The sequence below is a fragment of the Devosia subaequoris genome (assembly GCF_014197055.1).
Classification (GTDB): Bacteria; Pseudomonadota; Alphaproteobacteria; order Rhizobiales; family Devosiaceae; genus Devosia; species Devosia subaequoris.
In genome coordinates, this window is record NZ_JACIEW010000003.1 from 37,756 (window position 1) to 59,460 (window position 21,705).

The window sequence follows — 21,705 nt, forward strand, 5'->3', positions numbered from 1 at the left end:
TCGTGCACAAAAATGCGGGCGCCCCACTGGGACGCCCGCTACAATCTTATCTGCAGCCAGTTCTACTGGCCGTCCGGCGCCACATCGACACTCACGGCGGGAACGTCAACATCCACGGTGCCGCCACCGGAGCCGTCGCCATTGAAGAAGACCAGGTAGCCGATGGCCAGCAGCGCCAGCACCACAATGATACCGACGATCATTCCAGCGCCGCTCCCGCCACGGTCGACGACTACAGTTTCACGATCAGGTTCAGACATTCCATGCCTCCTTTGGCTATGCCAGAAGAACGGTGCTGGCAGCCTGGCGGTTCCGACATGCTAAACCGGCACAAAAAAGCCCCGGAGATGAACCGTGCTAAAGCAACTCGCTCTCGCATCCGTACTGCTGGCCGCGTCACCGGCGCTTGCAGAGGTGCCACTATCTGGTACGTTTACCGCAGGAACAGCCTGCCCTGCTTATCAGTCGATCAACCGCCAGACCAATCCAGGTAGTGTCACTCTTTCCCCCGGCGAGACCTATGAGCTCGTTGCCGCCAACAACACGCCGGCCACCCATCTCTGGCTCATAATTCCCGGCGCAGAACCTGCGCGCCGCTGGGTAGAGATCACTTGCGGCACCACCGATATCGCCCTGCCGACGGCTGACAAAACGTCCTCACCGCAACAGGCCTACCGCGGCACCCAATACGTCCTCGCCGTCAATTGGCAGCCTGCTTTTTGCGAGACAGCCTCGCGCACCACCGAATGCCGCAACCAGCGCGAAAACAGCTTCGAAGCCACCCATTTCACCCTGCATGGCCTCTGGCCTCAGCCACGCAGCAATGAGTATTGCGGGGTCCCCGAGCGCGACATCTGGGCCAGCCGCGACGGTCGATGGCGTGATCTGCCTCTGCTCGACCTCACTATTGCCCAGCGCCGCAATCTGGACGAAGTCATGCCCGGCAGCCAGTCTGGCCTCGACCGGCACGAATGGACCAAGCACGGCACCTGCTACGGCAGCGGCCAGCGCGAATACTTCGCCGACTCGCTGGACCTCATGCTGGCCCTGAACACATCGGAAGTTGCGGAACTGTTCGCCAGCAATATCGGCAAGCGCATCACCCTCGACCAGCTTCGCGACGCTTTTGACAACGCGTTCGGTCCCGGCAGCGGCGAACGGGTCACCATGAGCTGCGAGCGCGACGGCAATCGCACCCTCATCACCGAACTGCGTATCAACCTGACGGGCGAGATCGCCGGACCCGATAATTTCGGCACCTTGCTGCGGGCGGCAAACCCCGCCGAAATCGAATGCCGCTCCGGCCAGGTGGACGCGGTGGGACTGCAATGACACAAATTCGCGGACGTCAACGCCCCTTTCCGGCAGCCATTGCGCAACGGAGTGCGGCAATGCCGCCTGACTCATTCCGTTAACGATTGCCATTCACTTGACCGAAAGGGCGACGAGGCTAGCGTTTCCAGATCAACAGGAGCCGCCATGCCCGCCGCCCTTACCATTTCCGGCCTCACCAAAGCCTTCGATCGCCCGGTCGTAAAGGGCGTCGACCTGACGATCGGAGCCGGCGAATTCTACGCCCTGCTTGGCCCCAATGGGGCCGGCAAAACCACCATCCTGCGCATGGTGGCAGGCCTGCTGAAACCGGATGCGGGCAACATTTCCATTCTCGGCATCGACGCCCTGGCCGATCCGGTCTTTGCCAAGCGCCGCATGGCCTGGGTGTCCGATGAGCCCATGGTCTATGACCGCCTCACCCCCCTCGAATATCTCGACTTCGTCGCCGGCCTCTGGCAGGTCGACCCGGGCCGCGCCCGTCAATCAGCCCATGAACTGATCGACTGGCTCGGCCTGTCGCCCCATGCCAATGAGCTTTGCGGCGGCTTCTCCAAGGGCATGCTGCAAAAGGTCGCCCTGGCCGGCGCCCTCGTGCATGACCCCGATCTCATCATTCTTGACGAGCCGCTGACCGGCCTCGATGCAGGCTCGGCCCGCCAGGTCAAAGATGTCCTGCGCAGCAAAACCGCTGCAGGTGTAACCGTCATCATGACCACCCATATTCTCGAAGTCGCCGAGCGCATGGCCGAACGCATCGGTGTGATTGCCGAAGGTCGCCTGATTGCCGAAGGCACGCTGGAGGAACTGCGGACCCGTATCGGTCGCGAAACCACGCTCGAGGAAATCTTTCTCGATCTGGTCGCCCAGGGCACGGCTGAAGACACTCGGTCAGAGCAGGACGCCGCGTGACCCTCGTCCCAGCCTCCCTGCCCTGGCTTGCAGCCCACGAGCTTCGCCTCGCCTGGCGTGACACCCTGGCGATGGTGACAGGCGGCCGCCGCGGGCGCCTTTTCGGCTGGATCGCCGGAGGCGGCGCGGTCTTTGGTATCATGCTCCTCATTGCCTGGTTTGCCGTCCGCCCCTGGATTGAAGCGGGTATCGTCCTTGACAAACAGGCACTGGTGACGATTTCCGGCATGGGCCTGCTGTTCTGGACAGTCACCCTCTCCCAGGCGCTCGAGGCGGTCACCCGGGTATATTACGGCCGGTCCGATCTCGACCTGATCCTGTCTTCGCCGGCCTCGAGCGCGCGGCTGTTTGCCGTTCGTGCCGGCACAGTCTTTGTCTCGACGGCCGCTCTCGGATTACTTCTCGTCAGCCCTCTGGTCATCGCCCTCGTTTTGCAGGACGGGCCGCGCTGGCTGTCGGCAATTCTGGTCATGATGGCCCTGGCGGCATTCTCTGTCGCCATCGCCATGGCCATCACCAGGCTGCTGTTCCGCCTCACCGGCCCACGCCGCACACGCCTCATTGCCCAGATCGTCGCCGGCATCGTCGGCGCCGGCTTTGTCATTGGCATCCAGGCAGCCGCCATTCTCTCTCATGAGGGCTTTTCCCGGTTGGCCTTCTTCCAGTCCGACGCCATCCTCGCCGCTGCGCCCCCTCCGAACAGCCTTCTCTGGCTCCCGGCGCGCGCCGCTTTGGGCGAACCCATGCCGGCCCTGCTGCTGATCGCCTTGTCGGTCGTAGCGCTTGTGGCAACAGCGACCCTGATCGCTCCCAGCTATGGCCGGCTGGCCACCGCCGCAGCCGGGCTCAATCATGTCCGGGGCCAACGCCGACCGCAAAAACGCGCCTTCCGCCCAGCCAGCCAGCGCCAGGCCCTGCGCCGCAAGGAATTCCTGCTGCTCCAGCGTGACCCCTGGCTGCTTTCGCAAACCCTGATGCAATTGCTCTATCTGGTGCCGCCCGCCCTGCTGCTCTGGATCAATTACGGCACATCCTCAGGCGACGGCACCTTCATTGTCATCGTGCCTGTGCTGGTCATGGCCTGCGGCCAACTGGCGGGCGGCCTCGCCTGGCTCGCCATTTCCGGCGAAGACGCGCATGACCTCGTGGCAACCGCGCCCCTTACTCCCGCCACTATACTGCGCGCCAAGATCGAAGCGGTATTGACCATCATTGCCCTGGTCATGGCGCCGCTCTTGTTCATGATCGGTCTCGCAGCCTGGCCCATGGCACTGATTACAGCCACCTGTGCCGCCGCTGCAGCAGCCGCTTCAACCGCCATTCAGCTCTGGTTTCGCGTCACCGCCAAGCGTTCGATGTTTCGCCGCCGCCAGGTCGCCTCGCGTGCGGCAACCCTCTGCGAGGCCTTCTCATCCATCCTCTGGGCCGGCACCGGCGCCCTCTGGGCCGCCGGCCTCTACCTTGCTGTCGGACCTGCAATTCTCGCATTGCTGGTTCTTGGGATTGCCCGCCTTCTCGCGCCAAAGCCGACCTGATCCAGGACTTCCAGGCGCACCGCCGGCGCAAAACGCCGAGCGGCCTCTGCCTGCGACGGAAAAAATATTGCCAGCTAGAACAGGATCGCCAAGCCCATCATAGCCAGGATCAGGATGATGACGATGCCGACAAGCATGACGCCGGCAACGATCTTGGCCAGGGTCGCCGCCGCCCCCGCCAGCGCTGTAAATCCCAGCATGCCAGCAACAAAGGCGACGACGACGAGAATAAGCAAGAGTTGAAGCATGAGAAATCTTCGCCTTCTTTTCGGTTTCTCTCGCAACGTCGCCCGCTCTGGCTCCGTTCCAGCATGACCGCACGAATAATCCGGTCTTAACCGGATGTCAGGGCTAACCCGGCTAATATATGCTCTGGCTGGGGGAGATTCTTGTTGCGGCACCTGCTGAGATGGACTGCCACCATTGTGGCCTTGCTGGTGTTGTTGGGTTTGACCCAGTCTGGCATGCTGGCCTCACTCGACCGGCGCCTCGACGACTGGCGGTTGGCCGCGGCAAACCGTCCTGTCAGCGGAACAACCGTGGTGGTCGAGGTGGACAGCCCAAGTCTGGCCGAGATCGGTATCTGGCCGTGGCCTCGCAGCCTTCATGCAGCCCTGCTCGACCGTCTGATGGCTGCTGGCGCCGACGAAGTTGCCTTCGATATCGATTTCTCCAGCAGCCGCGATCCATTTGACGACGCTCAGTTTACCGCAGCTCTTGAACGGGCCGGCGGCTACGCCTGGCTGGCCGCCTTCGCTCAGACCGGAGCGGATGGAAACCTCCATTTTTCCCGCCCCCTGCCCGAGTTCGCAGCCTCTGCCGGCTCGGTTCTGGTCAATGTCCTGCTCGATCCACTGACAGCAACGGCGCGCAGCCTGCCTATCGCAGCCGCGGATGATGATGGCACCATTCCGGCGCTGGCCGTTCAGCTGGCCCGCAGCCAGCTTCCCCTGCCCGAAATTCTCGAAGTCGACTTCAGCCTGGATTTGAGCGGTCTGCCGCGCCTCAGCTTTACCGATGTTCTCTACGGTCGGGTTGATCCGGCCGTGCTGGCGGGCAAGCAGATCGTAGTCGGAGCCACCGCCATTGAATTGCGCGACTTCTTCACCGTCCCTCGATACGGCGTCATACCTGGCCCTGTGCTTCAGGCCTTGGCTCTTGAAACCCTGAAGACCGGGCGCATCCTGTCCAACTGGGGCCATCTGCCCGGCGTACTGATCGTTTCCATCCTGGCCTTGCTGCTGCTCTTCCGCCCAGGCAGCGCCAATATACCCGCTATTTTTACTGCCCTTGCGGTCACAGCGTTTCTCGGCGAGGCGATGGCGCTCATTGCCTATTCCCAACTCGATCTGCTGGTCAGTACGGCAAGCCTGCATGTCGGCCTCGTCGTTCTTTTTGGCTTGGCCCTGGCGGACAATGGCTATGACCACCTTCTCGCGCGCCGCGCTGCCCAGGACCGACTGCGCTTTCTGGCAACCCACGACGCGGCTACGGGCCTGCTCTCCCAGCAGGGCTTGATGGAGCTACCGCGCTCACTCGTGCCGCAAGTTCTCCTGCTGCTGCAGGTTCAGGCCACCGACGAACTGCGGGTGACACTTGGCCATGACGTGGTCGAAACCGTGCTGCGCCAGTTTGCCCACCGCCTGGGGCATGCCGGATTTACTGAAGTTGCGCGCACCACCCCGGCGACATTCGCGCTGCTGCGCGGCGACGATGGCGACGCGGATGGTCTGGCCCAGACGGCGGCGCAGCTCAGAACCACACTTTCGGGGGAATATCACGCTGACGGCCACCACCTGCATATCGACGTCGTCATAGGCTTTGCCAATGGCGCGCGCACACGCGCGGAACTGCTCAATCAGGCGGAGATTGCCCTGATCCAGGCCCGCGCCGATCGGATCCAGACGCGAAGCTTCAGCCCCGCAGATCAGTCTATCCTGGACCGTCATCGCCAACTTGATCGAGACCTCCGACGTGCCCTGGAACGAAACCAGCTTCGTTTGAATTTCCAGCCTCAGGTCGATCTCAAATCCCGCAGGATCATTGGCACCGAAGCCCTGATGCGTTGGGATCACCCCGAATTGGGTCCTGTCTCACCGGCCGAGTTCATTCCCCTTGCCGAAGAAACCGGTCTGATTGTGGAGCTGGGTCGCTGGATCCTGAACGAAGCCTGCGAACAGGCAGCCGCCTGGCCAAGCCCGGTCACCGTGGCCGTCAATGTGTCGCCGATTCAATTCCAACACGTGGATCTTGCTTCTGCGGTATCAAGGGCGCTGCGCAGTTCTGGCCTGCCGGCCTCGCGGCTCGAACTGGAAATTACTGAGAGCAGCCGTGTAACCGACCCGGGTCGTGTTCATGCGGTCATGTGGCAGTTGCGCAATCTGGGCGTGCGGCTGGCCATCGACGATTTCGGCACCGGGTATTCTTCCCTGAGCTATTTCCGCGATCTGCCGTTCGATCTGGTCAAGATCGACCAGAGCTTCGTGCGCAACCGCACCTCGGCCGAGGATCATCGGCTGCTGGCGGCGATCATCGAGCTTTCGACCAAAATGGACAAGCACACCATTGCAGAGGGCGTGGAGGACGAGCCGACCGCTCGTCTGCTCACAGAAATGGGCTGCACCTATGGGCAAGGCTACTACTTCAGCCGCCCGATCTCCGGAGAAGACTTCACCAACTTGCTTTCCCAGCCGCCCCGGCAAAAGCGGATCAGCTAGAGGCCCAGCCCGCCTAAGCTAACACCAACCTCGGCGACACCCAGGTCCACGGAGACCGAGCTTTCCGAGCTGCCACCGCCCGAGCTGCCGCCACCCACGCCGACGCTCGCCCCGACGGAACCACCACCTGCCGAAACGCCTGCACCAACGCTGGCCCCACCTGAGGAGGCTCCGGCCGAAACGTTGCCGCTAACGACGCCAGTCGACGCCCCCGCTGAAACTGTTGCGCCACCACCGCCTGCCGACGCACCAGCGGAGACCTTTACGCTTCCGCCAGCGGCAGACGCACCAGCGGAGACATTGGCGGTGCCACCACCGACAACAACCCCGGCCGCCGCGTTAACAGCTGCGGCACCACCCCCCAGAAACGCGGCGCGCGCTGCTGCCGGCACCGTTACGCCTTCAATGAGGAACACCGCTTTGCTGGCCCCCGGACCGCTGACATCGAGCGGCCTCGCCAGGCTCGCAGCAGCAGACTGTCCACGCGTCACATCCACGACCATGTCGTGAACGCTGTCTTGCACCTGAACAACGCCGCTGGCCACATCCACTCGGGCGAGCCCATTGCTGTAGGTCACCGTAAACTGGGTCCCCTTGACGACGGCCGCGAGGATTGGGGTTTGGACCGAGAAATGCTTCACATTGCGCTTCTCGGCAGTGACGGTCACAACGCCGCTGCTCTGAATGACGCTGGTCATTTTCTGTCCCGCTGCATCGCGCACGGCGATCTGGGTATTTGGCCCCAGCGCTATGTTTTCCTGGCCGCGCACCAGTTCCACCCGGCCGGTGCCGGTTGTGCGCACCTTGCCGCCATCGGGCACCACATGGCCACGCTCCAGCGCAATCCAGTTACCGCTCTGGTATTGCATCACGCCGCCGCGCAGACGCTCGGCGATCCAGTCATCGGCCAGCGCAACTGAGCTGGTGCAGCACAACGTCAAAGCAACCAGTACAGATTTTCCGATACACATGAGCTTCCTCCGGCGCGGCCCACTACCGCAATTGAGTGCTCATCTGGCGCGCAACCTGTTAACTCAACCTTACTTCGTGAAAGTACTGAGCCATACGCAGCAATACTTTTCAGACTTGGGTTAACACGACTCGCATGACGAAAATAAAACTTTAACAACATGAGTAGCAAAGCCGTCGATAAACCAGCGGCGGGATATCGCGGCAGATCATATACAGGAGCGATTGAGCGCTTCCTGCGCTGAATTCCGCCTAGAAAGCCAGACCTGCCGGCACAGGCGGCGCCGTATGCACAACGGTAATCCGCACGCGCTCATTGGCGGCCATATAAGGGTCATTGGGAAAGAACGGCTCGCCCGTTGCCCGTCCGGCAACAGCCTTGAAGCGATCATCGCTCATGCCGAATTCGCCCAGGATCGAGCGCACCACATTGGCGCGGTCTGCCGACAACTCCCACGGCCCATAGCGTGGATTGTCATAGCGCCCGCCAGCCGCCGTATGGCCCGATATGGTCACCTGGGCATTGAGCTGCTGCAGGATCGGGCCAATCGCCGCGATCGCTGCGCGGGTGGGCTCCAGCGGATATTTGGATCCCTCGGGGAACATTGGCCGACCCTGCTGGTCGATGATCTGGATATCCAGGCCCTCTTCGGTCTGTTCAACAAGCAGATTGTCCAGGAACGGGGTCACTTCAGGCAGCGACTGCCATGCCTGCTTGATGCTTGCCGCCGCGCTGTGGAACGCTTGTGCCTCGAGTGATTGCAGGTTGAATTCGCTGTCGCTGCTGGCGCGCCGTTCACTGCCCTGCTGGCGGGCCGCGCCGCCGATATGAGTATCGGTCGTGCCCTGGTCCGAGCTCTGCGGCGAGGCCGGACGATCCTCGATCACATCGGCCGACGAGCCCGACATCTGGTTGCCCGAATTATCCATCGCATTGCCGCCCATGACGCCACCGGCGCCGCTCGTGGTCGTGCTGAGCGAAGCCGGCGCGAAGTAATTCGCCAGGCCTTCCTTCTGCTCCGGCGTGGTCATGCTGATCAGCCACATCAACAGGAAAAACGCCATCATTGCCGTCACGAAGTCGGCATAGGCAATCTTCCAGGCCCCGCCATGGTGAGCATGGGCGGCCTTCCTGACCTTCTTGATGATGATCGGCTGGTCGTAATTCGCCATTCTGGCTGGCCCCCGTTCAGGCTATCAGGTCGTGACCGGCAGGGCGGCGGTGGCAGCTTCCACTTCCGCAAAGCTGGGCCGCACATCGCTCATCAAGGCCTTGCGCGCGAATTCAATCGCCATCACCGGCGGCTGGCCGCCGATATGGGCCAACAGGCCAACCTTGAGCGAGAGGAAATATTTGGATTCGGCTTCAAACGTGCTCTTGAGCGACTGGGCCATGGGGCCGAAAAAGCCATAGGCGACAAACACACCGAAGAACGTACCAACCAGCGCGCCGCCGATCAGGTGGCCCAGCACTTCGGGCGGCTCCGAGATAGCGCCCATGGTCTTGATCACACCCAGCACCGCGGCCACGATGCCCAGTGCGGGCGTGCCGTCCGCAACCGCCTGCATGGCAGACACGATCCGTTCCTGCTCCTGGTGGTGCGTCTCCAGTTCCTCGTCCATCAACGCATCCATTTCATGCACATTGTTGGACCCCATGGTCACCATGCGCATGTAGTCGCACACGAACTCCACCGCATGGTGGTTCTTGGCAAAGGTCGGGAAGGCATTGAACAGGGTGGAATTATGCGGGTCTTCGATATGCGGCTCGATCCCCAGAATGCCCTTCTGCTGGATCAGCTTGTACATCGAGAACTGCAGACCCAGCAGTTCCACGTAAGCCGCCTTGTTGTACTTCGGCCCCTTGAGCATCGTACCGAACATGGACGGCACCGCCTTGAGCACCGGCGCCCCGTTTGCGATGATGAAAGCACCGATCGCTGCGCCCAGAATGATCACGAATTCAAAAGGCTGCCACAACACGTAGAGCTTGCCGCCCATCGCCGCATAGCCACCAAACACGCAGGCAAAGACGACGACGATACCGATAATCAGGCGCATAGGGCTTACTCAAACTCAATACAAACAGGCAGGAGGGGCAAAAAAACGCGCCCCGACAGCCCACATAATGGTCCGGTTACGCTTAACAGGGGGTGTATTCCCGCCATCGCGCCTTGCATGTAGATTGAATTGGACCGCTCTAGTGTGACGGCAAATCTTACCCCAGCGAGACCACAATGTTCCTTCGCCCCGCTCTTGCCTTGCTAGCCGCCCTGCTGCTGGCTTCCCCCGTGGCCGCCGAGTCAGAAGAGGACGTGTACGCCCGTATCGAATCCATCCATGGCAATGCCGATGGGTTCTTCGAGGTCTTCTCCTTGCTCCAGGACGCCGTAATGTTCGGCGACCCTGTCACGTGGGGACAATATGCCTTCTTTCCGCTAGTGGTGAATGCCAATGGGGAAACCTACGACGTGCTCGAAGAACAGGACTTGGCCGACAATTTCGACATGCTGGTCTCCTCCGACACGCAGCAGGCGTTCCTCAATCAGGATGTGGCAGACCTCATCGTCACCTCAGAGGGCGTGGGCGTTGGCAATGGCGCAGTATGGATCAGCAATGTGTGTCTGGACGACGATTGCGCAGCCACTCAATGGGGCATCATCGCCATCAACAATTGAATTTGCCACCCCCGAGTATCGGATAAAAAAGTCACCCCCGATGGCCGAGGGTGACTGGATTTCGTCAAAGAGGGTGCGCTAGACCGTGCCGCGCTGCTTGCGTAGCGCCACAACCTTGTCGATATCGGCAGCTGAATGCCGCTCGTGCAATTGTTCGTCTTCCGGTCCACCGCCGGAATTGACACAGCGCCCGCGCTTGACCGGCTCGCGCGCATCGATCTGCTCGGCCCAGCGAATGACATTCTTGTAGGTGCCGACATCGAGGAATTCGGCCGCATTATAGGCTCGGCCCAGCACCATGCCTCCATACCAGGGGAAGATCGCCATGTCGGCGATCGTGTACTCGCTCCCGGATATAAATTCCTTGTCCGCCAATTCGCGATCCAGCACATCAAGCTGACGCTTGGTCTCCATGGCATAGCGATTGATCGGATATTCCTGCTTGGTTGGGGCATAGGCATAAAAGTGCCCGAACCCGCCACCCACAAAGGGCGCGCTGCCCATCTGCCAGAACAGCCAGTTCATGGTTTCGGCCCGCTTGGCCACATCCTTGCTCAGGAACGCGTCGAACTTGTCGGCCAGGTAGACCAGCATCGAGCCGCTCTCGAACAGCCGGATCGGCTCCTTGGGTCCATAATCCATCATCGCGGGGATCTTCGAGTTCGGGTTCACCGAGACAAAACCCGACCCGAACTGGTCCCCCTTGCCGATATTGATCAGATACGCGTCATATTCCGCGTCATGCCCGGCTGCCAGCAGCTCCTCGAGCATGATTGTGACCTTCTGCCCATTGGGAGTTGCCAATGAATAGAGCTGGATGGGATGCTCGCCGCGCGGTAGTTCCTGGTCATGGGTCGGCCCGGCAATCGGTCGATTGGTGCTGGCAAAGGCACCTCCGTTTTCCTTGTCCCAGGTCCAGACTTTGGGCGGCACATATTCGGTCATCGCAACGGCTCTTTCGACAGTGTCCTGAAATTACGGCGAATGGTTCATCGCCTTTCACCGATATAAGCATAGATCACGCCGAGCGTAACCCTTCCCCCCAAGCAAACTTGCCAGCCCCTCCGCCCGGGGCTACTGCTCGCCCATGAACACGCCCCCATTCGATATCTTCCTGGTCGCCACCCCCGGGCTTGAAGCCCCTTTGGCCGACGAGGCACGCGCCAACGGCTTCACCGAAGCGAAAATCACCGATGGTGGCGTGACTTTTTCCGGCACCTGGCCCGATGTTTGGCGTGCCAACCTGGTGCTGCGCGGCGCCACGCGCATTCTCGCCCGCATCGCCTCCTTCCGCGCCATGCATCTGGCCCAGCTCGACAAGCGCGCGCGAAAGCTCCCCTGGGCCGAATTCCTTCGCTCAGACATCCCCGTTCATGTCGAAGCCAGTTGCAAGCGCTCGCGCATCTATCATGCCGGCGCTGCGGCCCAGCGCGTCGCCACCGCCATCCGCGAGGAATTGGGCGCCCCTATTGCCGAAGACGTTGCCTTGCGCATCATGGTCCGCATCGAGGACGATCTGGTCACCATCAGCATCGATACCTCCGGGGAGTCCCTGCACAAGCGCGGCTTCAAGGAAGGTGTCGCCAAAGCCCCGATGCGCGAAACCATGGCGGCGATGTTCCTCTCGCAATGCGGCTACACTGGCACCGAACCGGTGCTCGACCCGATGTGCGGCTCGGGCACCTTCGTCATCGAAGCGGCCGAAATCGCCCTTGGCCTGCAGCCGGGCCGTGCACGGAGCTATGCCTTTGAACAGCTCCCCGGTTTTGACGCCAAAGCCTGGGCGACGCTGCGCCAGCCTGCAGCGCCCACCCCTACGGCATTGCGCTTTTTCGGCTGCGACCGCGATCCCGGCGCCATCCGCATGGCATCCGAGAATGCCGCCCGCGCTGGCGTTGCCGACTGCACAAGCTTTACCCAGCAATCCATCGAGGACCTGACCCCGCCCCAAGGCCCTGCGGGCCTTGTCATCGTCAATCCGCCCTATGGCACGCGTGTGGGCGAAAAGGGTCCGCTCATCGGCCTCTACCGGACTATGGGCACCGTCCTCAAAACCCGCTTCGCCGGCTGGCGCGTCGGCATCGTCACCGCTGACCGGCAATTGGCGCAAGCCACCGGCCTTGGGTTCGAACCGCCCCTCCCCCCGGTGCTGCACGGCGGCATCCGCGTGGGGCTCTACCGGGCAGCCCTCTGACCGCCCGGACAGCCACGCCGATCCATACAATTTAAACCAAATCCTAACCATGTGATCAGCTATGCGGTCGCCGCATGCAACGATCCATCGCGCCGGCGCTTCCTGTCTCACGCACTCCTTGTAACCGCGTTTGGAGGCATCCCGAAATGCCCATAGCCCTGCGCATTCTGGTCGTTGAAGACCAGCCATTATTATTGCTCGATCTGGCCGATCAGCTGATCGAATTCGGCCACCACGTCGTGACGGCAGGCACCGCCCGTACGGCTGCGCGCCTGATCGACGGCAATATCGACGCCCTCGTCACCGATATCGAGCTCGGTGACGGTCCGGACGGCCTTGCGCTCGCGCGCCTTGCTGCCAAGGCTCGGCCCGGCCTGCCCATTGTCGTGGTCTCCGGCGGGGTCCGGCCCACGCACGCCCAATTGCCTTCCGGCGCCGTGTTTCTCCCCAAGCCCTATCGGGTCGCTGATATCCAGGCCGCCCTCGCCTCCCGACAGGCGGCCCGGGCCGCCTGATCCCCGGCCGTCACAGGACTGTGCCATCAGCCCGCTAACCTGCATGCCTCGATGTGCAAATCCGCGAGCCCGATGGATATCTTCAACGATCTCGTCCTGCCCCTTGCAGCTTCGCCATGGGTTTATCTGATCGCCCTGTTGCTGGTGGTGCTCGATGGGATTTGTCCCGTCTTCCCCAGTGAGATGGTCGTGGCCGGTCTGGCAGCCCTTGCCGCCTCCAGCGCCGTCCCCGACATTGTCCTGCTACTGCTCACTGCCTCGCTCGGCGCCATGCTCGGCGACAGCCTGACCTATGCACTGGGTCGGCTCATCGGCGTCCGCCGCCTTCAGTCCACGCGCCTTCGCCCCCTGGCCCGCTTGTTACGCTGGGCCAGCCGCCGCATGGGCCCACGCGCCGGCATGGTGGTGCTGACCGCCCGCTTCATTCCGTTTGCTCGCCTTGCGGTCAACCTCACCGCCGGCAGCACAGGCTTCCCCTATGCTCGCTTTGCGCCCTTCTGCTTCATCGCTGGCGTGATCTGGGCTGCCTACAATGTCACCTTGGGCTATCTCGCCGGCCATTGGTTCCGCAACCACCCCTACTGGGCATTGCATTGGCGATCGGTCTGGCCATGGCCCTCGGCCTGGCCCTTGATTTCTTCACCGCATCCGCCCGTCCGCACAAGCAGCGCCGCTCGTCTTGAGCCTAACATTTTTGGAACGACCGCCCTCTCCAAACGTTTTCCAGTCACGCAATTTCACCAAGTGAAGGAGACGAAGAAATGGACTGGAACCGCATCGAAGGCAGTTGGAAGCAGTTTTCTGGCAAGGCCAAGGAACACTGGGGCAAGCTGACTGACGACGACATGGACCAGATCAATGGCAATCGTGAGCAGCTCGAAGGCAAGCTCCAGGAGCGCTACGGCAAGTCCAAGGACGAAGTCCGCAAGGAAGTCGACGATTGGTCAAGCAACCAGAACTGACGCGTTCGTCACGCTTGCAGCAGAACGCTTCAACAATAGCCCGGTCTATCCAGACCGGGCTTTTTCGTGCTTCATCGGTGTAAGCCTGATCCATTCCCGGAACTGAGAAATGCCCGGACACCGCATCTTTTCCACCAGCGTCGCCAGCGTCTATCCGCACTACATCGCCAAGGCGGAAAGGAAGGGGCGCACCAAGGCCGAGGTCGATGAAATATTCCGCTGGCTCACCGGCCACGACCAGGCCTCGCTCGAAGCCGAACTGGCCAACCAGACCACTTTCGAAGACTTCTTCGCCAACGCCCCAAAACTCAACCCCAACCGCACCCTCATCACCGGCGTCGTCTGCGGCATCAGCGTCGAAAACATCGAAGACCCCCTGATGCAGGAAATCCGCTATCTCGACAAACTCGTGGACGAGTTGGCGAAGGGGAAGAAGATGGAGAAAATTCTCCGGACGCCCACGCAATAGAGGGCTGCCGCACTGGCCGTTTCACTTCGCCGCCAGCATGCCTACATATTGGCAAGGCAGGCTGCGCCGGGCAGCGGCCCTTGATGTCATCGCCAACAGGATAGAGTTCAGTGAGCGTAGCTTTTACCAAGGAAGACAGCGCCGAGACGGCCGCCGAAACCATGCTGCCGGAAAAGCCCGTGCCCGCGGGCCCCAATCTCGTGACGGCGAACGGACTGGCGCAGCTCCAACGGCAACTGGCCGAGGCTACCGCCGCCTATGAAACCGCCCTCGCCATCGAAGACATCAACGAACGCCGCCGCCAGTCCGCCAATCCCTGGCGCGACCTGCGCTACCTCAACGAACGCCTCCGCACCGCCCAGCTCGTGCCCCCGCCCGAGAGCAACGACCTCGTCGCCTTCGGCTCCCGGGTCACCATCGAGCGCGACGACGGCCGCACCCAGACCTTCACCATCGTCGGCGAAGACGAAGCCGACCCCAAGGCGGGCACTCTGTCCTTCGCCTCGCCACTCGCGCGGGCGCTGATAGGCAAGGGTGTGGGGGATGTGGCGACGCTGGGTGACGCAGAGGTGGAGATTGTGGGGATTGGGTGAGGGGCGTCGCGGCTATCAGCTCCGCCACCCCCACCTAGCCTCCCCCTGCTAGGGGGAGGGACATATCGGGTCATGCGGCCCATCGCGCCCAAACCACTGTTCCCACCTCCCCCTGACAGGGGGAGGTAGCGCCGCTAGGCCCAACGGGCCATAGCAAAGCTAGGAGGGGGTGGGCCGACGACAGTTGTGGGACCGACGCCCTCTGACATGTCCACACCCGCTTCCCCGAGGGCATCGAGCGAATGCCCTCACTCCCTGAAATACATGTACAAAATCTCGCAGACAGATCACAAATTTCCCGCATAGACCAACACCAAGTGCAGTCTGCCGTCGTACGAACTTTCGCTCCCGCCTCCAACGGCTAATCTGCAGCCATGCTCACCCGGACCCTCACAATCGATGACGGCAATTCGGAAACTTCGGTCGTCATAATCCTCCGCCCCCATTCAAGGCGACGGCTTCTGGGAATGCGCCTTCGAAATTCATTGGCCTGAAGGTATAAAGTCCTTCCGAGCCCGCGGCTTTGACAGCGTTCAAGCGACCTACCTGGCTATGCAGAACATCGCGGTCCACCTCTATGCCAGCCAGTATCACGCGAAGGGAAAGCTCCGCTGGGGCGAGCCGGGAATGGGCTATGGTTTTCCCATGCCAGTTGTCGGATATGACAGCCTGATTGGTGAAGATCGGATCGCTCAGGTGCCGGAGTGATCCCCACCCCCTTCCCTTCCGCCGACTCTTCGGTTAGACAGCCCGCTTAACCACCATGTTCGGTCTTTTCCCCTGCGGCGCAGTGCTCAACTGCAGCGCGGGTTTCGCGCGGACAGGTGTGTTCCGGGCGATTCTCCCCCTCGCCCGTGTCACAGGTTAGAACGAGCAGAGCGAGCCCCGAATGCCAAAGCGTACCGACATCAAATCGATCCTCATCATCGGCGCGGGGCCGATCATTATCGGGCAGGCTTGCGAGTTCGATTATTCGGGCACCCAGGCCTGCAAGGCGCTCAAGGAAGAGGGCTACCGGATCATTCTGGTGAACTCCAATCCGGCCACGATCATGACCGATCCGGATCTGGCCGATGCCACCTATATGGAGCCGATCACTCCAGAAGTCGTCGCCAAGATCATCGAGAAGGAGCGCCCGGACGCGCTGCTCCCCACCATGGGCGGCCAGACCGCGCTCAACTGCGCTCTCTCGCTGCGCAAGATGGGCGTGCTCGAAAAATACAATGTCGAAATGATCGGCGCGACGGCCGAGGCCATCGACAAGGCCGAGGATCGCGAGCTGTTCCGCGACGCCATGAAGAAGATCGGGCTTGAAACCCCGCGCTCCATGCTCGCCCACAATTCCATCGAAGCCCTGCAGGCGCTCGAAGTCATCGGCCTGCCCGCCATCATTCGCCCCAGCTTTACGCTCGGCGGCACCGGTGGCGGCATCGCCTACAACCGCGAGGAATATCTGGCCATCTGCGAAAGCGGCATCGACGCCTCGCCCACCAATGAAGTGCTGGTCGAGGAAAGCGTGCTCGGCTGGAAGGAATACGAGATGGAGGTTGTCCGCGACAAGAACGACAACTGCATCATCATTTGTTCCATCGAGAACATCGACCCGATGGGCGTCCATACCGGCGATAGCATCACCGTCGCCCCGGCCCTGACGCTGACCGACAAGGAATACCAGATCATGCGCGACGCCTCGCTGGCGGTGCTGCGCGAGATTGGCGTGGAAACCGGTGGCTCCAACGTCCAGTTCGGTATCAACCCCCAGGACGGCCGCATGGTCGTCATCGAGATGAACCCGCGCGTGTCGCGCTCCTCGGCGCTGGCCTCCAAGGCCACCGGCTTCCCCATTGCCAAGGTCGCCGCCCGTCTCGCCGTTGGCTACACCCTCGATGAGCTGGAAAACGACATCACCGGTGGCGCCACCCCGGCCAGCTTCGAGCCGACCATCGACTATGTCGTCACCAAGATCCCGCGCTTTGCCTTCGAGAAATTCCCGGGTTCGGACAACCGCCTGACCACTTCGATGAAGTCGGTGGGCGAGGCGATGGCCATCGGCCGCACCTTCCAGGAAGCGCTGCAAAAAGCCCTGCGTTCGCTCGAAACCGGCCTCACCGGTCTCAACGAAGTGGGCATTCCCGGTCTTGGCGAAGGCGAAGACAAGAACGCCATCAAGGCGGCCCTGGGCACCGGCACGCCGCAACGCCTGCTCCATGTCGCCGAAGCCATGCGCCTGGGTGTGTCCAACGAAGACATTTTCGACGCCTGCAAGATCGACCCCTGGTTCCTCGAGCAGATGCGCGGCATCGTCGACATGGAAGCCAAGGTCAAGGAATTCGGCCTGCCCCAGGACGCTGCCAACCTGCGCATGCTCAAATCCATGGGCTTTTCCGATGCGCGCCTGGCCCAGTTGGCCAATCTCAAGGTTTCCGACGTCCGCAAGCTCCGCCACAGCCTCGAGGTCCGCCCGGCCTACAAGCGCATCGACACCAGCGCGGCCGAGTTCGCCTCGCCGACCGCCTATATGTACTCGACCTATGAAACGCCCTTTGCCGGCAAGGTCGAGGACGAGTCCCGCCCCACCGACCGCAAGAAAGTGGTCATCCTCGGCGGCGGTCCCAACCGCATCGGCCAGGGTATCGAGTTCGACTATTGCTGCTGCCACGCCGCCTTCGCCCTGGCTGACGCCGGCTATGAAACCATCATGGTCAACTGCAACCCGGAAACCGTTTCGACCGACTACGACACCTCCGACCGCCTCTATTTCGAGCCGCTGACCGAGGAAGACGTCATCGAAATTCTGCTGACCGAAAAGCAGAACGGCACCCTGCACGGCGTCATCGTGCAGTTCGGCGGCCAGACTCCGCTCAACCTGGCCGAAGCCGTCGCCAAGGCCGGCGTGCCGATCCTGGGCACCCAGCCCGAGGCCATTGATCTGGCTGAAGACCGCGACCTGTTCATGAAGCTGCTGAACAAGCTCGAGCTGACCCAGCCCAAGAACGGCATCGCCTATAGCCTCGAACAGGCCCGTCTCGTTGCCGAGCGCCTTGGCTACCCGCTGGTCATCCGCCCCTCCTACGTGCTCGGCGGCCGGGCCATGGCCATCGTCCACTCGGCCAAGGAGTTCGAGAGCTATGTGCAGGACACCCTGACCGGCCTCGTCCCGCCAGACATTCTGCAGCGCTATCCCAATGACAAGACCGGCCAGATCAATTCGGTCCTGTCGGACAACCCGCTGCTGTTCGACGCCTATCTCTCCGGCGCCACCGAGATCGACGTCGATTGCCTCTGCGATGGCAAGGACGTGTTCGTGGCCGGCATCATGGAGCACATCGAGGAAGCCGGCATTCACTCCGGCGACTCGGCCTGTTCCCTGCCCCCGCGCACCCTGCCGCCCGCCATCATCGACGAACTCAAGCGCCAGACCCGCGAGCTGGCATTCGCCCTCAAGGTGGGTGGCCTGATGAACGTGCAGTTCGCCTATAAGGACGACACGATCTACCTCATCGAGGTCAATCCGCGCGCCTCGCGCACCGTGCCCTTCGTCGCCAAGGTCATCGGCGAACCGATCGCCAAGATCGCCTCGCGCATCATGGCCGGTGAGAGCCTGGCCAGCTTCAACCTCGTGGAAAAGCAACTCAAGCACATCGCCGTCAAGGAAGCCGTCTTCCCGTTCAGCCGTTTCCCTGGCGTTGATACGGTGCTTGGCCCGGAAATGAAGTCGACCGGCGAAGTCATCGGCCTGGATGCTGATTTCGCCATGGCCTTCGCCAAGTCGCAAATGGGCGCTGGCCAGAAGGTCCCAACCTCGGGCAAGGCCTTCATCTCGGTGCGTGACAGCGACAAGCCCGACATTGTCGACATGGCCCGCCATCTCGTCGAAGCCGGTTTCGAAATCCTCGCCACCGGCGGCACCCAGCGCTATCTGGTCGACAACAACGTCCCGGCCACCAAGATCAACAAGGTGCTCGAAGGCCGTCCGCACATTGTGGACAGCCTCAAAAACGGCGGCGTGCAGCTGGTCATCAACACCACCGATGGCCTCAAGTCGATCTCCGACAGCCGCGATATCCGTCGCACCGCCCTCTATGCCAAGATCCCTTATTACACCACCATCGACGGCGCCCTTGCTGCCGTGGAAGGGATCATCGCCCTCAAGCAGGGCAGCCTGCAGGTCAAGGCGCTGCAGGAATACTTCGCAGCCTAGCCATTCCGGCCCCTTCCTTATTGGGAGGGGCCGATCCGCGCTCACGCTCAGCGTATGCGCATTTGCCAGGCAAAAGCTGGCGCAGGGGGGGGAGGCGGCGCTCCCCTCGATGAGAAACTAACTCATCCCCTGGCGAGCAGCGGCAGTCCAAACGCCAACACGCGCAATTGCTCGCGCTGCAGCAGCACAAACGCCAGCGCCAGGGTCCGGCACGCCATCGCCGCGGCGCTAGCCACTGCCGCCCCCAGAATGCCGAACATCGGCACCAGGAGCAGGGCCAGCGCTGTGGTCACGGCCAGAACGCCCAATCCGATCAGCACGCCCTCCCGCTGTCGACCCAATACGATCAGCGCCTCGCCCGCCTGCCCCGCCATGGCCCGCACCACCATGCCGCCACCGAGCACGAGCATAACGCCGTATCCGTCCCGGAACTCCGGGCCGAAAGCCCCGAGCAGGAGCGGCCCTGCCGCCAGCGCCAGTACCACCGCAATCACCGTCGCCCACAATGTCAGTCGCGTGCTTTGCAGCACGCTCTCCTGCAATGCGACCTTCGACTTGCCCGCCAGGTCCAGTGCAAACCGCCGCCCCGCCACCAATGTCATGGCGTAGGCCACGAACCCGGCCAGCGCCAGGCTCCGCGCCGCCGCGAAATAGATGCCCACGGCGTCCGATGGCGCCAATAGCGTCAGCATCAGCACATCGGCATAGCTGGTCAGATCCTCCAACCCCGACAACACCAGCAAGGGCAGCGACGCCCTCAGCCAAAGCCGCTTCTGTCCCCTTGAAGGCACGCTCTTGGCCGGTGCCAGCCGATGCAACCGGCGCGCCAGGACCAATGCCAGTCCTATGGTCACCAGCGCCATCGACCCGACCAGCACCGCCCCCACCACCGGCAGTGTCAAACTCACGCCGCCCGCATCAATGCCAAGGCAAACAAGGCCGATGAGCGCTGGCCGCACGATATAGACCGGCACCGCTGCCAGCCGATACCACCCGAAACTGCGGGCAACACCCTCAAGGTAATACTCAATGGCCAGGAACGGCAGCCCCAGCGCCACCAACAGCACCGCCCCATCGGCAGCGCCGATGCCCAATGCCAGGCCAATCGCTATCAGCGCCAGTGTCGAACTGCCCCCCAGCACCAGCCGCAGCCCGAACTGCCAGTAGTTGCGGAGGGCCGCCTGCCTGTTGCGCAATTGGTAACGCGGCAGGAAACGCACACTGGATTCGGCAAAGCCGAGCGCAGCAAAGCTTCCCAAGGCCAACATCCAGGTCCATAGTGTCACAAAGCCGCCATAGCCATCGGTCGGCATCAGCCGCGCCAGCAACACCTGCAGCCCGAAGACCAGACCGGCGCTCAACACTCTCGTGCCCAGCGCTATGGCAGCATCCAACGCGCCTGATCGCTCTTCAGACATAAAGTAGCAGACAGACGGTAGGCCGCAGAAGGGTGCTGACCCGTTCCATCCACGCAGGGATGCGCCCATGTAGCCATTTCAGGGCCGGCCGCACCCGTGGCAGCCAGGCCGATGTATAGATGCGTCCCTTCCAGCTCAGCGCCTGCGCCCGCGTCGTCACGGCCAGGGAGCGATTGGTCCAACTGGCCTTGTAGTCGGCCGGGTTGATCAGGAGGTCGTAGGCTTGGACACCATTCTCGATCAGCCAGCCGACCGTCATATCCATCTGCACCTTGCCCGGAGACAGGTTGCGCAAATCCCAGTCGAAGCCACCAATATATGCGTAATAATGCCGTTGCTGGATAAATCCCAGCTCCATCGCCACTACTTGATCGCCAGCCCGCAGCACCGATAGGCAGGCCCCGTTCAGCTCAGCTTCATCGCCGCCCAGCCGCGCGAGGAAATCCTCGTAGCCTTGCATCGAAAACCCGGCACTGAGCCGATGTGTTTCCGCGAGCCAACGCCGCTTCATCTCCGTGCATTGGCGGACCAGCGTCGAAAACTCCGCATGGTCTGGCCAGATCACCTCAAAATGCAGCGGACCGAGACGGGCCAGATGATTGCGCCGACGATTGCGATTGCGCTTCTGCAGCTTGCCCAGTTGCGCCGTATAGTCCTCGACCGAGCCATAAGCGGACAGGTCGAGCATAGAAGCGACATTCTCCGTCCCGCGCACTTGAGAGTCGCCGGCCACTAGCTCGGACAGTGCCGTCCCCTCAACCACCGCGCGCAAAACGCTCACATCGCATTCAGAGGCACGAACAACGTCTCGCATTTGTTTGGCTATTTGGGCCGCAGACGCATATCCGCGCCGCACTAATGCACCACAATATTGGCTGTGCGGTGCCCCCAGCGTCTCCAGCCGTTTTAAGCCCGCCGCCTCGACGATCATCAGCGGCCACAGGGCCACGAGCACATCGCCGTGCCGTAGCGTCACCACATAGGGCTTATGCGTCCCTTGACCACAAAACTCCCGGATCCAGTTGCAACACCAGTCATAGCTCTGGAAATAGCCCAGAGGATCGGCACACTCGGCCTCGAGCTCGCGCCATGCCGCGGCGACCGCTTCGATCTCATCCAGCGTGCCGAGCACGCGACTGTCCAGCTCTTCCCTCGGCTGCAAGTTCATGTCCCCTCTTTATGCCCGAGAGCCTAACGCGCAGCGCTGAAC

The 21,705-nt window shown here is 62.2% G+C and carries 21 protein-coding genes; 13 read left to right on the top strand and 8 right to left on the bottom strand.

All coding sequences use genetic code 11. The features are described 5' to 3' along the window. Window positions 1-62: 62 nt before the first annotated feature. Window positions 63-260 (bottom strand): hypothetical protein, encoded by a 198-nt coding sequence (locus GGR20_RS06920; protein ID WP_183310523.1) that lies wholly within the window; start codon window positions 258-260, stop codon window positions 63-65. A gap of 94 nt (window positions 261-354) precedes the next feature. Between GGR20_RS06920 and GGR20_RS06925 the strand changes: the two genes are divergently transcribed. The 3 genes from GGR20_RS06925 to GGR20_RS06935 all read left to right on the top strand — a co-directional run bounded on the left by GGR20_RS06925 (window position 355) and on the right by GGR20_RS06935 (window position 3,779). Further along, window positions 355-1,332, top strand: coding sequence for a ribonuclease T2 family protein (locus GGR20_RS06925; protein ID WP_183310524.1), 978 nt, complete (start codon window positions 355-357; stop codon window positions 1,330-1,332). 147 nt (window positions 1,333-1,479) lie between these two features. After that, the gene (locus tag GGR20_RS06930) at window positions 1,480-2,244 is read left to right on the top strand and encodes an ABC transporter ATP-binding protein (RefSeq protein ID WP_183310525.1); all 765 of its coding nucleotides are present in this window, start codon (window positions 1,480-1,482) and stop codon (window positions 2,242-2,244) included. Continuing rightward, a complete protein-coding gene (locus GGR20_RS06935; protein WP_183310526.1) occupies window positions 2,241-3,779 on the top strand; it encodes a permease in 1,539 nt (512 codons plus the stop codon). The genes GGR20_RS06930 and GGR20_RS06935 overlap by 4 nt, the downstream gene beginning before the upstream one ends. 74 nt (window positions 3,780-3,853) lie before the next feature. Here GGR20_RS06935 and GGR20_RS06940 read toward each other — a convergent pair whose 3' ends face one another. Beyond that, on the bottom strand, window positions 3,854-4,027 hold the full coding sequence (locus GGR20_RS06940) for a DUF1328 family protein (RefSeq protein WP_183310527.1): 174 nt from the start codon (window positions 4,025-4,027) through the stop codon (window positions 3,854-3,856). A 144-nt stretch (window positions 4,028-4,171) separates the two neighbouring features. Between GGR20_RS06940 and GGR20_RS06945 the strand changes: the two genes are divergently transcribed. Then, on the top strand, window positions 4,172-6,496 hold the full coding sequence (locus tag GGR20_RS06945) for a putative bifunctional diguanylate cyclase/phosphodiesterase (RefSeq protein ID WP_183310528.1): 2,325 nt from the start codon (window positions 4,172-4,174) through the stop codon (window positions 6,494-6,496). Here the strand turns inward: GGR20_RS06945 and GGR20_RS06950 are convergent. From GGR20_RS06950 to motA, 3 genes are all read right to left on the bottom strand, one after another. Further along, the gene (locus GGR20_RS06950; protein ID WP_183310529.1) at window positions 6,493-7,467 is read right to left on the bottom strand and encodes a FecR family protein; all 975 of its coding nucleotides are present in this window, start codon (window positions 7,465-7,467) and stop codon (window positions 6,493-6,495) included. The two genes, GGR20_RS06945 and GGR20_RS06950, sit on opposite strands and share 4 nt — an antisense overlap. A 250-nt stretch (window positions 7,468-7,717) precedes the next feature. Next, window positions 7,718-8,638, bottom strand: a complete 921-nt coding sequence (locus GGR20_RS06955; protein WP_183310530.1) for a flagellar motor protein MotB — start codon at window positions 8,636-8,638, stop codon at window positions 7,718-7,720. 24 nt (window positions 8,639-8,662) lie between these two features. Continuing rightward, window positions 8,663-9,526, bottom strand: a complete 864-nt coding sequence (gene motA, locus GGR20_RS06960; RefSeq protein ID WP_183310531.1) for a flagellar motor stator protein MotA — start codon at window positions 9,524-9,526, stop codon at window positions 8,663-8,665. Between the two features lie 176 nt (window positions 9,527-9,702). On the opposite strand from motA, the gene GGR20_RS06965 reads away from it, so the two are divergent. Beyond that, complete coding sequence (locus GGR20_RS06965; RefSeq protein ID WP_183310532.1) at window positions 9,703-10,143, top strand: hypothetical protein; 441 nt, start codon at window positions 9,703-9,705, stop codon at window positions 10,141-10,143. Window positions 10,144-10,221: 78 nt separating this feature from the next. On the opposite strand, the gene yghU is transcribed toward GGR20_RS06965, so the two are convergent. Continuing rightward, a complete protein-coding gene (gene yghU, locus GGR20_RS06970; protein WP_183310533.1) occupies window positions 10,222-11,088 on the bottom strand; it encodes a glutathione-dependent disulfide-bond oxidoreductase in 867 nt (288 codons plus the stop codon). A gap of 142 nt (window positions 11,089-11,230) precedes the next feature. Between yghU and GGR20_RS06975 the strand changes: the two genes are divergently transcribed. From GGR20_RS06975 to carB, 8 genes are all read left to right on the top strand, one after another. Next, window positions 11,231-12,337, top strand: a complete 1,107-nt coding sequence (locus tag GGR20_RS06975) for a THUMP domain-containing class I SAM-dependent RNA methyltransferase (RefSeq protein WP_183310534.1) — start codon at window positions 11,231-11,233, stop codon at window positions 12,335-12,337. Between the two features lie 146 nt (window positions 12,338-12,483). Continuing rightward, on the top strand, window positions 12,484-12,852 hold the full coding sequence (locus GGR20_RS06980; RefSeq protein WP_183310535.1) for a response regulator: 369 nt from the start codon (window positions 12,484-12,486) through the stop codon (window positions 12,850-12,852). A gap of 72 nt (window positions 12,853-12,924) precedes the next feature. After that, window positions 12,925-13,686, top strand: a complete 762-nt coding sequence (locus tag GGR20_RS06985) for a DedA family protein (protein ID WP_183310536.1) — start codon at window positions 12,925-12,927, stop codon at window positions 13,684-13,686. Next, window positions 13,614-13,814, top strand: coding sequence for a CsbD family protein (locus tag GGR20_RS06990; RefSeq protein ID WP_183310537.1), 201 nt, complete (start codon window positions 13,614-13,616; stop codon window positions 13,812-13,814). Before GGR20_RS06985 ends, GGR20_RS06990 begins: the two co-directional genes overlap by 73 nt. A gap of 109 nt (window positions 13,815-13,923) precedes the next feature. Continuing rightward, on the top strand, window positions 13,924-14,283 hold the full coding sequence (locus tag GGR20_RS06995) for a DUF2200 domain-containing protein (protein ID WP_183310538.1): 360 nt from the start codon (window positions 13,924-13,926) through the stop codon (window positions 14,281-14,283). 110 nt (window positions 14,284-14,393) lie between these two features. Continuing rightward, a complete protein-coding gene (greA, locus tag GGR20_RS07000; protein WP_183310539.1) occupies window positions 14,394-14,876 on the top strand; it encodes a transcription elongation factor GreA in 483 nt (160 codons plus the stop codon). A gap of 444 nt (window positions 14,877-15,320) precedes the next feature. Next, the gene (locus GGR20_RS19230; RefSeq protein ID WP_420827437.1) at window positions 15,321-15,584 is read left to right on the top strand and encodes a DUF6968 family protein; all 264 of its coding nucleotides are present in this window, start codon (window positions 15,321-15,323) and stop codon (window positions 15,582-15,584) included. A 181-nt stretch (window positions 15,585-15,765) separates the two neighbouring features. Then, entirely contained in the window at window positions 15,766-19,077 is a 3,312-nt protein-coding gene (carB, locus tag GGR20_RS07010; protein ID WP_183310541.1) for a carbamoyl-phosphate synthase large subunit, read from the top strand. 122 nt (window positions 19,078-19,199) lie between these two features. Here the strand turns inward: carB and GGR20_RS07015 are convergent, their stop codons facing one another. Together GGR20_RS07015 and GGR20_RS07020 are read right to left on the bottom strand one after the other, a co-directional pair. Further along, window positions 19,200-20,495, bottom strand: a complete 1,296-nt coding sequence (locus GGR20_RS07015; RefSeq protein ID WP_183310542.1) for an oligosaccharide flippase family protein — start codon at window positions 20,493-20,495, stop codon at window positions 19,200-19,202. Next, entirely contained in the window at window positions 20,488-21,663 is a 1,176-nt protein-coding gene (locus GGR20_RS07020) for a GNAT family N-acetyltransferase (protein WP_183310543.1), read from the bottom strand. The genes GGR20_RS07015 and GGR20_RS07020 overlap by 8 nt, the downstream gene beginning before the upstream one ends. Window positions 21,664-21,705: the final 42 nt, after the last annotated feature.

Coding starts and splice junctions, on each gene's coding strand:
- GGR20_RS06920 (WP_183310523.1), bottom strand. CDS start 260: ATGTCTGAACCTGATCGTGAAACTGTAGTCGTCGACCGTGGCGGGAGC.
- GGR20_RS06930 (WP_183310525.1), top strand. CDS start 1,480: ATGCCCGCCGCCCTTACCATTTCCGGCCTCACCAAAGCCTTCGATCGC.
- GGR20_RS06940 (WP_183310527.1), bottom strand. CDS start 4,027: ATGCTTCAACTCTTGCTTATTCTCGTCGTCGTCGCCTTTGTTGCTGGC.
- GGR20_RS06950 (WP_183310529.1), bottom strand. CDS start 7,467: ATGTGTATCGGAAAATCTGTACTGGTTGCTTTGACGTTGTGCTGCACC.
- GGR20_RS06955 (WP_183310530.1), bottom strand. CDS start 8,638: ATGGCGAATTACGACCAGCCGATCATCATCAAGAAGGTCAGGAAGGCC.
- motA (WP_183310531.1), bottom strand. CDS start 9,526: ATGCGCCTGATTATCGGTATCGTCGTCGTCTTTGCCTGCGTGTTTGGT.
- GGR20_RS06965 (WP_183310532.1), top strand. CDS start 9,703: ATGTTCCTTCGCCCCGCTCTTGCCTTGCTAGCCGCCCTGCTGCTGGCT.
- yghU (WP_183310533.1), bottom strand. CDS start 11,088: ATGACCGAATATGTGCCGCCCAAAGTCTGGACCTGGGACAAGGAAAAC.
- GGR20_RS06975 (WP_183310534.1), top strand. CDS start 11,231: ATGAACACGCCCCCATTCGATATCTTCCTGGTCGCCACCCCCGGGCTT.
- GGR20_RS06980 (WP_183310535.1), top strand. CDS start 12,484: ATGCCCATAGCCCTGCGCATTCTGGTCGTTGAAGACCAGCCATTATTA.
- GGR20_RS06985 (WP_183310536.1), top strand. CDS start 12,925: ATGGATATCTTCAACGATCTCGTCCTGCCCCTTGCAGCTTCGCCATGG.
- GGR20_RS06990 (WP_183310537.1), top strand. CDS start 13,614: ATGGACTGGAACCGCATCGAAGGCAGTTGGAAGCAGTTTTCTGGCAAG.
- GGR20_RS06995 (WP_183310538.1), top strand. CDS start 13,924: ATGCCCGGACACCGCATCTTTTCCACCAGCGTCGCCAGCGTCTATCCG.
- carB (WP_183310541.1), top strand. CDS start 15,766: ATGCCAAAGCGTACCGACATCAAATCGATCCTCATCATCGGCGCGGGG.
- GGR20_RS07015 (WP_183310542.1), bottom strand. CDS start 20,495: ATGTCTGAAGAGCGATCAGGCGCGTTGGATGCTGCCATAGCGCTGGGC.
- GGR20_RS07020 (WP_183310543.1), bottom strand. CDS start 21,663: ATGAACTTGCAGCCGAGGGAAGAGCTGGACAGTCGCGTGCTCGGCACG.